Below are 12,609 nucleotides of genomic sequence, written 5' to 3'. Positions count from 1 at the left end.
GCACGCTCAGCGCTTCTCGCGACCTCGAGCGGCATCCTCGGGGCGACTCCCGCTACAGCGCTGGTGGATCGGTTCGATGCGGTGTCGCTGAAACCGCGGATTCAGACGTTGGCGGCCGCGAGCACGCCCCGGTACACGTCGTCCACGCCGAGCTCGCACCCCACCGACGACAGCGCAGCCCGGGCGCCGGGGCCATAGACCCGGAGCACCCAGCTCCCGTCGGCCTGGCGCGCGAACACCTCGATGCGAGGTGCCTTCTGTGACGCCAGGACGACCTCTCGGATCGACGCCACTGTCTGGTAATGCGCGAACTTGTCGCCGCGATCGTACGCCTCGCTAGAGTCGGAGAGCACCTCGATCACGAGGACTGGGTTCAGGAGGGTGTCGCGCCGCTCGTCCTCGAACTCGGGGCGGCCGCAGACGACCGAGCCGTCCGGGTACACGTAGCGATCCGCGGCGGGGATCTTGATGCGCATGTCGGAGTTGAGCGCCACGCATCCGCGCTCGCCCAGCGCGTTGCCGAGCAGTCGGCCGATGTTCGCGGCGATGGCGCTGTGCTCGAACGTGCCGCCAGACATCGCGAAGAGCTCGCCGCCGGCGTACTCGTGCCTCGCCTCCGATGCGCGCTCGAGATCGAGGTACTCTGCCGGCGAGAGCTTCCGTCGCGGCGCCGCTTCTCCCATGTGCGGCAGTGTCGCGCGCCGGGCTTCCGATGTCCACGCGCCGCCGGGCGGACCGCCGCGGCGCCGGGGACCGCGGTGAGCGGGACCGTCCACCTCTCGCCGCGCCGGTGATACCGTCGTCCCGCGATGGACCGCACGCTCGTCGACGAGGGGAGCTCCTCCCGCGATCCGGGCCCGGTGCCCATGCCCGCGGGCGGGCTCGCGCACGCCCCCGGCGACGTGCTCGACCGCCGCTACCGGCTCCGCGTCCGCCTCGGCCGCGGCGGCTTCGGCGACGTGTGGCGCGCCGAGGAGCTCCTGCCCGACGGCGCGCCGTTCCGCGAGGTCGCCCTCAAGCTCCTCGTCTCCGACTTCGCCGACGCCGCCGACTGGGCCGACGAGGCCAAGCTCCTCGCCTCGTTCCGCCACCCGTCGCTCGTCACCATCTACGCCGCCGGCATCCTCCACGGCGCGCCGAAGACCCCGTTCGTCTCGATGGAGCTCCTCGAGGGCCGGAACCTCGCCGACCTGATCCGCTTCCGCCGCCGCATCCCCTGGCGCCGCGTCGTCGCCTGGGCCCGCGACGTCGCCGGCGCGCTCGACGTCATCCACGCGCGCAGCGTCGTCCACCTCGACCTCAAGCCCGCCAACCTGTTCCTCACCCAGGACGGCGCCCTCAAGGTCCTCGACTTCGGCATCTCGCGGCGCGCGGGCGCCCCCGTCTCCCGCGCCCCCGCCGTCGCCGTCGGCGGCGGCCATGACAGCGGCGGCGGCGACCTCGGCACGGCGGCCTTCCTCGCCGAGCGCGACGTCTACGCCTCCACGCGCCGCGCCTTCGCCGGCGCGGACAGCCCCGCCGTCGCGCGCAACGTCATCGGAACGCCGGGCTTCATGGCGCCGGAGGTGCTCGAGATGGCCGAGCCGACCGCCGCCACCGACGCCTACGCGCTCGCCGTCTGCATCGCGCAGCTCGCCACAGGGCGCCTCCCGCACGCCGTGCCCGACGAGCCGGACGACTGCTCCGACCCCGCGAGCGTCTCCGCCTGGTGGACCGAGCTGCGCGCCGCGACCCTGCGCGGCACCATGCGCGACCTCGAGCGCGACCCCGCGCGGCTGCCGCGCGGCCTCGTCGCGCTCCTCCAGCGGCTCCTGTCCGTCGATCCAGCGCACCGGCGCGTCGCGCCCGGGAAGCTGACGCAGCTGATCGACGAGGTCTGGGAGCGGCCCCACGGCGTCCCCGATCGGCCCTACAGGGGCCTCGCGGCGCTCTCGTCCACCGACGAGGGGCTCCTGTTCGGGCGCGACGACGACACCGCGCGCCTCGGGCGCGAGCTCGAGTTCGAGCCGTGCGTCGTGCTCCAGGGGCCGCGCGGATCGGGCAAGAGCTCGCTCGCCTCCGCGGGGCTCGTGCCCCACCTCGCGCGCCGCCACGTCGACCAGAAGGACGACTGGATCGAGGCGCGCCTCACCCCGGGCGACGACCCGGACGGCGCCCTCGCCCGCGCGCTCGCCGCCGTCTCGCCGGAGCTCGAGGCCGCGGACCTCGACGCCCTCACCAGGTTCTGCATGGCGTCCGCCGTCGGCGTCGCGCTGATCGTCGACCCGATCGCGCCCCTCGGCGGCGGGCGCCTCGCCGCCCTCGTGGGCGCGCTCGCGACCGGCGAGCCGCGGCGAGGCCTCCGGCTCATCGGCGTGCTCGACGAGGCCGACGACCGCACCGCGGCCCTCCTCGCCACCCCGGCCGGCGAGGGCCTCCGGGCCGCGCTGCGCTACGTGGGGCTGCCCGCCGCCGCCGCCGTGAAGGACCTCGTCGCGGGCCCGGCGAAGCTCGCCGGCGCCGAGGTGCGCGGGCTCGCCCAGGTCGCGGCCGAGGCGCAGCGCGAGCTCCGGAGCGGCGGCGCGGCGCTCTCGTTCATCGCGCTCGCCCTCGCGGAGTGGTGGGAGCGCGCCCGCGCCCTTCGCGGCGCGCTGAGCGGCGAGGCCTGGCAGGAGCTCGGCGGCGTGCGCGGCGCCCTCGCGCGGCACGCCGACGCCGCCCTCGCCGCCCTCGCCCCGGAGGACCGCGCGATCGCCGACGAGGCGCTGCTCCGGCTCGGCGCGATGGACGGGTCGCGCGTCCGCTGGGCCGAGGCAGAGCTCGCCGAGGCCGTCGCCGCGCCGCCCGCCGACGTCGACCGCGTCCTCGGCGCCCTCGAGCGCGCGCGCCTCCTCGTGCGCCGCGACAGGTCCGTGGAGCTCGCCCACGAGTCGCTCGTCTCGAGCTGGCCGCACGCCGCCGCCACCCGCGCGCTGCACATGGAGCGGCTCATCCTGCTGGAGCGCCTCCGCGAGGCCGCCGACGTGTGGGATCGCTCCGGCGAGAGCCCCGATCTCCTCCTGCGCCGCGACCTGCTCGAGCAGGTGAGCAAGCGCGCGGCCTTCGCTTCGCGGCTGCCGCGGCGTGAGCAGGCGCTCGTGCGGGAGAGCCTCCGGCGCGCCCGCGCCCAGCGCGCCAAGAAGATCGGCGCGGCGCTGGCGCTCGGGCTCACCGTCGCCTCGGGGTTCGTGGCCGAGCGGTGGGTCGCGGCGCGCCAGGCGCAGACCGAGGCCAAGGCGCGCGAGGCCGAGGAGCGCGCCGAGCTCGCCGAGCTCATCGGCAAGGCGCGCCGCACGGAGGACCCGTACCACCGCGCCGCGTGGATCGCCGCGGCCCTCGCGCGGCGCGCGGACGACGCGGCGCTGCCGCTCGATCTCGCGTCGGCCGCGGTGGGCCTGCCGCGCGCGCGCTTCCTGACCGTGGACGGCGTGGTGGGGCCGGCGCTGCCGTGGGACGATCGGTGGGTCATCGCCGGCGGCCCCGGGGGCTCGCTGCTCGTCGCCGACCTGCGCCCGCCCGACCCGGAGGTCATCGACGACGTGGCGCTCGACGCCGACCCGGAGAGCATCGAGCGCGCCAAATCGCCGCGCGTCCTCGCGCTGCGGCCGCACGACGCCCCGCACGTGGAGCGCGTGCCGTTCGCGTTCGACACGGCGCTCGCGACGCGCTCGGTCACCGGCGAGGTCCGCGTCTTCCGGCTGCGGGAGGGCGGCACCGTCGCGCTGGCCGCGGTCGCGCCCGTGCGCTGCAGCAGCGCCGTCCACGCGGCCGAGGCGGCGCCCGTCCTCGCCTGCTCGACCGAGGGCGGGATCGCGCGCTGGGACATGCGGCGCGGCGGCGGCGCCGAGGCGGTCGATCGGCACCCGTTCCGCGGCAACGTGCTCGGCGTCTCGCCCGACGGCGCGCACGTGGCGGCGGTGCTCGGGCGCAGGGCGCTGCTCTGGGGGCCCGGCGGCGGCGCGGGCGCCGAGATCACCCTGGGCGCGCCCGCCGTGCTCGGCCGCTTCAGCCCGCGCGATCCCGTGATCGCGCTCGTGCAGCAGAGCAGGACGTCGATCTACGCCCTCGACCGGCCCGCGGCGCCGCTCTTCGAGCTCGACACGGATGCGGCGCCCGCGTCGGCGCGCTGGGACGCGGGCGGGCTCGATCTGGGCGTGTGCGGCAGCGGCGGCAGCGTCTGGCACTACCTCCGGAAGGGCGGCCGCGCCGCGGGCGATCCGCCGCCCGAGGGCTCGCCGTGCGAGGCGTCCCCGGGCAAGGGCGCGCCGCGGCCGCTGCGCGCGCGCGGCGAGATGGCCGACATCGCCGAGCGCGACGTCGGCCCGCACGCGCTGCTCGGCGGGTGGCGGCTGCCGGACCGGCGCGTGCTCACGCGCGACCTCGTCCTGTTCAGCCCGGGCGCGCCCGCCGTGGAGCGCCTCCTCGGGTTCGAGGGGCTCGACCCGGAGGGGAGCCCCGAGGTGCGCGGCGCGGCCGCCTCGGCCGCGGCCGCGCTGCGGCGCGGGGGCGTCGTCGCCTTCGAGATCGGCGGCGAGGTGCGCCTGTACGACGAGGGCTCGCGGCGCCGCACGGCCGTGCGGCGGGGCCACCTGCTGCGCGCCTGCGACGACGGCCGGCTCATGGCGTACCGGCGGGACGAGGGGGTGTGGACGCTGTTCGACGCGACGACCGGCGCGACGGTGGAGGTGGTGCCGAGGGCGCCGGCGCTCGTGCTAGGCGTCGACGCCGCCTGTCGGACGCTGTTCACGCAGGAGCTCGACGGGAACCTCGTCGCGACGTCGCTGCGCGACCTGTCGTCCCGCACGATCGCGGTGACCGACGGCTATGTCTACGAGGCGCGCCCGAGCGCCGCGCGCGGCGACGTCGGCCCCGGGCTGTGGCTGGCGTTCAGCTCGGGCGCGCTGGCGCGCATCGACGAGGCGCGGGGCGAGGTGCGGGTCCTCGGGTACGCCACGCCGCGCGCGACCGCGATAGCGGACGGCCCCCTGCCGGGGGACGCGGCCTTCGCGGACGCGACGGGCGTCGTCGTGATCCGCCGCGCCGGCCTCACGGAGCGGGTGCTCGAGGGCGTGAGCGGGGCGGAGTGGGAGGACATCGCCGCCGCGCCCGACGGCAAGACGTTGCTGCTCTCGTCGGCGGACCGGATCGCGGCGCTCGACCTGGAGCGGCACGAGATCGTCGGCGCCATGCCGTCCGAGGGCCGCGAGCGGCTCGCGCCGTGGGACGCCGACGGCTCGGTGCTCTCATGGTCCTTCGGCCGCGTGGGCGGTGCGACCGGCCTCGTGGTGCCCCGGGGCCTGCCGCTCGCCCAGCGCGTGGGAGAGGCGGTGTCGAACCTGAGGGCCCAGGGGAAGAGGCTCGTCGCGCGGCCGTGAGGCCGCGCGCCAGTGAAGGAGCGCGGCCGTGAGGCCGCGCGCCAGTGAAGGAGCGCGGCCGTGAGGCCGCGCGCCAGTGAAGGAGCGCGGCCGTGAGGCCGCGCGCCAGTGAAGGAGCGCGGCCGTGAGGCCGCGCGCCCAGTGAAGGAGCGCGCCAGTGAGGGCGCGGTCGACGCGGCAAGTCAAAGCCAAAGCCCGCCGTCGCGCGGTATTGTAGGGTCTGCCCTCACCCGCGCGCTCGCGCTCGCGCTCGCGCTCGCGCTCGCGCGAGAGCAGAAGGCGTTGGCTCCGCTGCGGGAACGACGTAGGCTGGTGGCAATCGTGCCCGCGTCCGAACCGAACCTGAATGCATCGCTGTTCCTGTGCATCACGTTCTTCCCGAGCGACCGCATGGCGAGCGCGGTGCTGCGGCTCGTGTCCAGTTTCTGCGGGATGATCCTGGACGACGCGAATGTGAGCTCGCGGTTCTACATGGCCGCGCACGAGCTCGCCGAGAACATCACCAAGTATTCGACGGGCCCCAAGGTCAGCCTGGAGCTCGCGCTGGAGGAGGCCGAGAGCTCCTATATCCTGAAGATCCGCGCGCGGAACGAGGCCTCCACCGATCGCCTACGCGAGGTGGAGAGGCGGCTGCTCGAGCTGAAGACGACGAGCGATCCGGTGAAGCACTACGACGAGCTTATCCATGAGACGGCGATGGTAGAAGGGGTGTCGGGGCTCGGCCTCGCGCGGGTGCGCGCGGAGGGCGGGCTCGACGTGGACTACAAGATCGAGGGCAACGAGCTGACGATCATCGCGCACGCGCCGGTTGGGAGATGGAGGGGAGATGAGCAGCTTGAGGGTTGAGTCCGTCGTCACGGACAGCTTCGGGATCGAGCCGACCCTGAGGGAGGACACCCTCAGCGTCAAGCTCACCGGCACGGGCGACATGGCGGCGGCCGCGCCGCTCGGCTCCTATTGCAAGGCCCTCCAGGCGGAGGTGGTGCGCCTCTCCGTGAGCGCCGTGGAGTTCGACGTAAGGTCTCTTTACTTTCTGAACTCGAGCTGCCTGAAGGCGTTCATCAGCTTCATCTGCGGGCTCGCGGGCCTGGGGCTGAAGTGCAAGGTGCAGTTCCTCACGGACGCGAGGCTGGGGTGGCAGCGGCGGAGCCTGACGGCGCTCGAGCGCATGTCCCCCGAGCTGGTCTCCATCGCGGACGCCTGAAGCGAGGAGGGCGGGACACGATGAAGAAGCGCCGGACGATCGCCCTCCTGATGGACTACGTACGAGGCGAGTACCAGTCCGAGGTGCGTTTCGGGGTCGAGCGCGCCGCCGAGGCGCACGACGTCAATCTCATCATCGCCTTCGGCGAGACGCTCGCCTGCCCCGGGGCGGCCCGCACGGCCCAGAACAGCATGTATCACCTCATCGGCGCGGAGACGGTCGACGGCATCATCGTCGCCTCGACGACGCTCTGCCACCACGTCGGCATCGAGGGGATGAAGCGGTTCTGCCGGTCCTACGCGCCGCTGCCGATCTGCAGCCTCGGGATGGCGATCGACGGCATCCCGAGCCTCGTCGTCGACAACGGCCTCGGGCTCGATCTCTCGGTCGGACACCTCGTCGACGACCACGGGTGCCAGCGCGTCGCGTACATCGGCGGGCCGCCGAGCAACGAGGAGGCGGAGGTCCGCGCCGACGCCTACCGGCGGGCGCTCGCGGACCGCTCGCTCCGCTTCGACGAGCGCCTCGTCGCGTTCGGCAGCTTCACGATCGACACCGGGCGCGCCGCGATGCGGGAGATCATCGGGCGCGGGGCCGCGTTCGACGCCGTTGTCGCCGCCAACGACAACATGGCGCTCGGGGCCATCGAGGAGCTCAAGGCGCACGGCCTGAGCGTCCCGAGGGACCTCCCCGTGTGCGGCTTCGACGACGCCGTCATCGCGCGCTTCGCGAAGCCGTCGCTGTCCACCATCCGCCAGCCCATCAAGCGCATCGGCGCGCGCGCCGTGGACATGATCGTGCGCATGATCGAGGGCGAGCCGGTCCCCGAGTACAACCTGTTCCCGGTCGAGCTCACGCTGCGCGAGTCCTGCGGCTGCGGGTACCAGGTGGAGCCCGCGGGCGCGCCCAAGAGCAAGGCGTGGAGCGCGCCGCTCCCGTCCGCTGGCCAGCGGGACGATCTGGAGCGCCTGCTCGAGAAGAGCGTCGCGATCCCCGCCGGATCGCTCGACGGCTGGGCCGGCCTGCTCCTGTCGGCGCTGGAGGAGGAGCTCTCGGGGACCGAGGGCCGCTTCCTGCGTGCTGTCGAGTCGCTCCTCGACGCGGCGGGGCGCGAGGGCGCGATCCTCGAGCACTTCCAGGGCATGATCACGCTCCTGCGCGAGCAGTTCCGCCGGGGCCACGGGGCCCTCCGGGACGCGGTCCTCGACGAGGCGCTCGAGCGGATCTGGCACGCCTCGCGCATCGTCATCGGGAGCGCGTCCGTGCGCGCCGAGGGGCAGCAGCGGCTCAACGTGGAGCTCGCGTCGCTCTACCTGAGCTGGAGCGCGCGGAGCTTCTCGACCTGCCTGAGCCTGCCCATCCTGCGGCGCATGATGGCGTCGGAGCTGCCGCGGATGCAGTTCTCGCGGGTCGCTGTGTCGCTCTATGACACAGCGCACGACCCGCAGCGCACCACCATGAGGGCGCTCTTCCTGATGGAGGACGGGCGCGAGCTGGAGCCGCCGGCGGAGAGCTTCCCGGCGCGCCACCTGGCGCCCGAAGGGTTCCTGGGAGGCCGGGAGCGCACGAGCATGATCGCGCTCCCCGTCGCGTTCGGCGACGAGGAGAAGTTCGGTGTCGCGGTGCTCAACAGCGGCGCGAACGAGATGGTCTATGACGCCCTCCGCCTCCAGATCGGCTCGGCGGTCAAGGCCGCGGCGCTGCACTGGGAGGTCGTGCGGCAGGTGGAGCTGCGCGAGCGGCTGGAGCAGGAGAAGGTCCGCCAGGAGAGCGTCGTCGCGGCGCGCATCCAGACGACGCTGGTGCCGGCGCAGCTCTCGGTCGAGGGCCTCGAGCTCTCCGCCGTCATGAAGCCGGCCGCGGAGGTCGGCGGCGATTACTACGACGTGCTCGCGACGGACGAGGGCGGCTGGCTCGGGATCGGCGACGTGGCGGGGCACGGGCTCGCGGCGGGGCTCGTGATGCTGATGATCCAGAGCATGATCTCGGCCCTGACGCGCAACGACCCGCGCGCCAGCCCCGGGGACATCCTCTCTGCGGTGAATGGGGCGGTGTACGAGAACGTCCGCGGTCGGCTGAAGCGGGACGAGCACGCGACGCTGCTCCTCTTGCGGTACGAGCGGAGCGGGCGGGTGACGTTCGCGGGGGCGCACGACGACATCATCGTGTGCCGCGCGCGCACCCGCCGCTGCGTGTGCATCCCGAGCTCGGGCGTCTGGATCGGCGCGCTGCCCGCCATTGACGCGATGACGCGAGACGCCGAGTTCGTCCTGGAGGACGGGGACGTGCTCGTGCTCTACAGCGACGGCGTGACGGAGGCGCGCAACGCGCACCATGAGCAGTTCGGCCTCGAGCGGCTGTGCTCCACCATCGAGTCCTCCCAGAGCGCGCCCGCCGAGGCGATCCGGGACCGGATCCTCGGCGAGGTCGAGGGCTGGTGCCCGAGCCCCGATGACGACATCACGGTGGTCGTGGCGAGGTACAGCGCGCCTCGAACACTGTAACTGTGGCAACTGTGGCCCGAGGCCGCCCGCTTTCCTACATGAGCGCTATCGCCTGTGTCAGCAGAAGGGATTGGATCCGGGTTGAGAACCACGTACGCTGCGCCAATCGTGTCAGTGTCCGAACCGAGTCCGAACGGGTCACTGTTTCTATGTATCTCGTTCCACCCGAGCGAGCGTATGGCCAACAGCGTGCTTCGGCTGGTGTCCAGCTTCTGCAGCATGGTGCTGGACGACGCCAACGTGAGCTCGCGGTTCTACATGGCCGCGCACGAGCTCGCCGAGAACATCATCAAGTATTCCTCGGGCCCCAAGGTCAGCCTCGAGCTCGCGCTGGAGGAGCGCGAGAGCTCCTGCGTGATGAAGATCTCCGCGCGGAACGAGGCGTCGCCGGAGCGGCTGCGCGAGGTGGAGAGGCGGCTCTTCGAGCTGAAGGCGGCGAGCGATCCTGTGAAGCACTATGACGAACTCATCTGTGAGACGGCGATGGTAGAAGGGGTGTCGGGGCTCGGCCTCGCGCGGGTGCGCGCGGAGGGCGGGCTCGACGTGGACTATACGATCCAGGGCAACGAGCTGACGATCATCGCGCACGCGCCGGTGGGGAGGTGGAGGGTCGATGAGCAGCTTAAGGGTTGAGCCCGTCGTCATGGACAGCTTCGGGATCGAGCCGGCCCTGAGGGAGGACACCCTCAGCGTCAAGCTCACCGGCACGGGCGACATGGCGGCTGTCGCGCCGCTCGGTCTGCTGCTCAAGGACCTGCACGCCGAGGCGGCGCGCCTCCGCGTGAGCGCCATCGAGTTCGACGTGAGGGCCCTTTACTTCCTGAACTCGAGCTGCCTGAAGGCGTTCATCAGCTTCATCGCCGGCATCGCGAGCCAGGGGCCGAAGTGCAAGGTGGAGTTCCTCACCGACGCGAGGCTGGGCTGGCAGCGGCGGAGCCTGACGGCCATCGAGCGCATGTCTCCGGAGCTGGTCTCCATCGCCGATACCTGACGCGAGAGCCGCGGGAGATGAGCGAGAAGCGCCGGACGATCGCCTTCCTGATGGACTACGTCGGGGGAGACTACCAGTCCGAGGTGCGCTTCGGCATCGAGCGCGCCGCGGAGGCCCACGACGTCAATCTCGTGATCGCCTTCGGAGAGACGCTCGCGCTGCCCGGCGAGGGGGGGGAGGCCCAGAACAGCGTTTATCAGCTCATCGGCCCGGAGACGGTCGACGGCATCATCGTCGCGTCGGCGACCCTCTGCCATCACATCGGCATCGAGGGGATGCGCGAGTTCTTCCGGGCGTACGCGCCGCTGCCCGTCTTCAGCATCGGGATGGCGATCGACGGTCTCCCGAGCCTCATCGTGAACAACGGCCTCGGGATCGAGCTCTCGGTCGGGCACATGATCGACGTCCACGGGCGCCGGAGCATCGCGTACGTCGGCGGACCGGCCAACAACGAGGAGGCCAAGGCGCGCGCAGACGCCTACTGGGGGGCGCTCGCGGCGCGCGGCCTCCCGCTCGACGAGCGCCTCTTCGCGGCGGGCGCGTTCACGATCGACAGCGGCCGCGTGGCGATACGTGACATCCTGGACCGCGGGGTAGAGGTCGACGCCGTGGTCGCCGCCAACGACAAGATGGCCCTCGGCGTGATCGAGCTGCTCGCGGAGCGGGGGCTCCGCGTCCCGCAGGACATCCTCGTGTCCGGCTTCGACGACGCCTTCATCGCGCGCTTCTCCAAGCCGTCGCTCACCACCGTTCGCCAGCCCATGAAGCGGCTCGGGGCCCAGGCGATGGACACGATGATGCGCATGCTCGACGGCGAGGTCGTGGAGGACGTGGCGCTCCTCGACGTCGAGCTCACGTGCCGTGAGTCGTGCGGCTGCAGGGTCCAGGCGAGCGCCTCGCTCGCGCCGTCGGCCTCGACGCCGCGCGACGGGGCGTCCCTGGTCGCGGCGCGGCGGGAGTCGCTGGAGACCGCGCTCAGGAGGAGCGTGGCCATCCCGACTGGCTCGCTCGATGGCTGGCCTGGCGAGCTCCTGTCGGCGCTGGAGGACGAGCTCGCGGGGCGGGAGGGCCGCTTCCGGTACGCGCTCGAGGCGCTCCTCGACGCGGCGGGGCGCGCGGGCGCCATCCTCGATCACTTCCAGGCCATGATCGATGTGCTCCGAGAGCGGCTCGGCCGGCCGCCGTCGGGCGGCGGGGGCGTCGCTCTCTACGACGCCCTCGAGCGGCTATGGCACGTGTCGCGCATGGTCATTTCGAGCGCGTCGATGCGCGTCGAGGGGGAGCGGCGGCTGACCGTGGAGCTCGCGGCGACGTACCTCAGCTGGAGCGCGCGGAGCTTCTCGACGTGCCTGAGCCTGCCCAGCCTGAAGCGCGTGCTCGCGTCGGAGCTGCCGGTCCTCGGGATATCGCGGGCCGCGGTGTCGCTGTATGACGACGCTCCCGAGGCGCAACGAGGTGTCATGAGGTCGCTCTTCCTGATGGAGGACGGCCGCGAGGTGGACCCGCCGGCGGCGAGCTTCCCGGCGCGCCGCCTCGCGCCCGACGGGTTCCTGGGAGGCCGGGAGCGCACGACCATGATCGCGCTCCCGGTCGCGTTCGGCGACGAGGAGAAGTTCGGTGTCGCGGTGTTCAGCAGCGGCGCGCACGAGCTGATCTACGACGCGCTCCGCCTCCAGATCGGCTCCGCGACCAAGGCCGCGGCGCTGCACCGGGAGATGGTCCGTCAGGTGGAGGCGCGCGAGCGGCTGGAGCAGGAGAGGGTCCGCCAGGAGAGCGTCGTCGCGGCGCGCATCCAGACGACGCTGGTCCCGGAGCGGCTGTCGGTCGCGGGGCTCTCGCTCTGCGCCCTCATGAAGCCGGCCGCCGAGGTGGGCGGCGACTACTACGACGTGCTCGCGACCGCCGACGGCGGCTGGCTCGGGATCGGCGACGTCGCGGGGCACGGGCTCGCGGCGGGGCTCGTGATGCTGATGATCCAGAGCATGGTCTCGGCGCTGACGCGCAGGGACCCGAGGGCGAGCCCCGCCAGGGTGATCTCGGCCATCAACGCGGCGCTGTACGAGAACGTGCGCGGCCGCCTGATGCGGGACGAGCACGCGACGCTGCTCCTGCTCCGGTACGAGCGGAGCGGGCGGGTGACGTTCGCCGGGGCGCACGACGACATCCTCGTGTGCCGCGCGAAGACGCGCCGCTGCGTGTGCATCCCGAGCTCGGGGGTCTGGATCGGCGCGCTGCCAGCCATCGACGACATGACGCGAGACGCCGAGTTCGTCCTGGAGGACGGCGACGTCCTCGTGCTCTACAGCGATGGAGTGACCGAGGCGCGCGACGCCCACCATGAGCAGTTCGGCCTCGATCGGCTCTGCACCACCATCGAGGCCGTCCAGACAGAATCCGTCGTGGTCATTCGTGACAGGATCCTGAACGAGGTCGAGGGGTGGTGCCCGAGCCCCGACGACGACATCACGGTCGTCGTGGCGAGGTACCGCGCCCCCCGGCAGCCCTGACGCATCGGTC

At 73.0% G+C, this 12,609-nt stretch carries 8 protein-coding genes; 7 read left to right on the top strand and 1 reads right to left on the bottom strand.

Annotated features, from left to right (window positions below):
• Positions 1-101: 101 nt before the first annotated feature.
• Positions 102-683, bottom strand: coding sequence for a Uma2 family endonuclease (locus tag WMF46_RS27970; protein ID WP_437979991.1), 582 nt, complete (start codon positions 681-683; stop codon positions 102-104).
• A gap of 126 nt (positions 684-809) precedes the next feature.
• Here WMF46_RS27970 and WMF46_RS27965 point away from each other — a divergent pair, with 126 nt between their 5' ends.
• From WMF46_RS27965 to WMF46_RS27935, 7 genes are all read left to right on the top strand, one after another.
• Positions 810-5,393, top strand: a complete 4,584-nt coding sequence (locus WMF46_RS27965) for an nSTAND1 domain-containing NTPase (protein ID WP_437979990.1) — start codon at positions 810-812, stop codon at positions 5,391-5,393.
• 312 nt (positions 5,394-5,705) lie between these two features.
• Entirely contained in the window at positions 5,706-6,239 is a 534-nt protein-coding gene (locus WMF46_RS27960; RefSeq protein ID WP_437979989.1) for a hypothetical protein, read from the top strand.
• The gene (locus WMF46_RS27955; protein WP_012237836.1) at positions 6,220-6,597 is read left to right on the top strand and encodes a hypothetical protein; all 378 of its coding nucleotides are present in this window, start codon (positions 6,220-6,222) and stop codon (positions 6,595-6,597) included. Before WMF46_RS27960 ends, WMF46_RS27955 begins: the two co-directional genes overlap by 20 nt.
• Positions 6,598-6,617: 20 nt before the next feature.
• The gene (locus tag WMF46_RS27950) at positions 6,618-9,101 is read left to right on the top strand and encodes a SpoIIE family protein phosphatase (RefSeq protein ID WP_437979988.1); all 2,484 of its coding nucleotides are present in this window, start codon (positions 6,618-6,620) and stop codon (positions 9,099-9,101) included.
• A gap of 177 nt (positions 9,102-9,278) precedes the next feature.
• On the top strand, positions 9,279-9,734 hold the full coding sequence (locus WMF46_RS27945) for a hypothetical protein (protein WP_437293108.1): 456 nt from the start codon (positions 9,279-9,281) through the stop codon (positions 9,732-9,734).
• A complete protein-coding gene (locus WMF46_RS27940) occupies positions 9,715-10,092 on the top strand; it encodes a hypothetical protein (protein WP_437979987.1) in 378 nt (125 codons plus the stop codon). Before WMF46_RS27945 ends, WMF46_RS27940 begins: the two co-directional genes overlap by 20 nt.
• 17 nt (positions 10,093-10,109) lie before the next feature.
• On the top strand, positions 10,110-12,599 hold the full coding sequence (locus WMF46_RS27935; protein ID WP_437979986.1) for a SpoIIE family protein phosphatase: 2,490 nt from the start codon (positions 10,110-10,112) through the stop codon (positions 12,597-12,599).
• The last annotated feature ends 10 nt before the right edge of the window (positions 12,600-12,609 follow it).

Origin of the sequence: Sorangium sp. So ce117, assembly GCF_051524395.1 — a bacterium.
GTDB classification, from domain to species: domain Bacteria; phylum Myxococcota_A; class Polyangia; order Polyangiales; family Polyangiaceae; genus Sorangium; species Sorangium cellulosum_B.
The sequence above is the reverse complement of the archived record's forward strand: the minus strand, read 5'-3'. Positions and strand labels throughout refer to the sequence as shown.

What these genes read in the sequence shown, in the direction of transcription:
- WMF46_RS27965 (WP_437979990.1), top strand. Translation starts at nt 810, where the DNA reads ATGGACCGCACGCTCGTCGACGAGGGGAGCTCCTCCCGCGATCCGGGC.
- WMF46_RS27950 (WP_437979988.1), top strand. Translation starts at nt 6,618, where the DNA reads ATGAAGAAGCGCCGGACGATCGCCCTCCTGATGGACTACGTACGAGGC.
- WMF46_RS27955 (WP_012237836.1), top strand. Translation starts at nt 6,220, where the DNA reads ATGAGCAGCTTGAGGGTTGAGTCCGTCGTCACGGACAGCTTCGGGATC.
- WMF46_RS27970 (WP_437979991.1), bottom strand. Translation starts at nt 683, where the DNA reads ATGGGAGAAGCGGCGCCGCGACGGAAGCTCTCGCCGGCAGAGTACCTC.
- WMF46_RS27940 (WP_437979987.1), top strand. Translation starts at nt 9,715, where the DNA reads ATGAGCAGCTTAAGGGTTGAGCCCGTCGTCATGGACAGCTTCGGGATC.
- WMF46_RS27945 (WP_437293108.1), top strand. Translation starts at nt 9,279, where the DNA reads ATGGCCAACAGCGTGCTTCGGCTGGTGTCCAGCTTCTGCAGCATGGTG.
- WMF46_RS27935 (WP_437979986.1), top strand. Translation starts at nt 10,110, where the DNA reads ATGAGCGAGAAGCGCCGGACGATCGCCTTCCTGATGGACTACGTCGGG.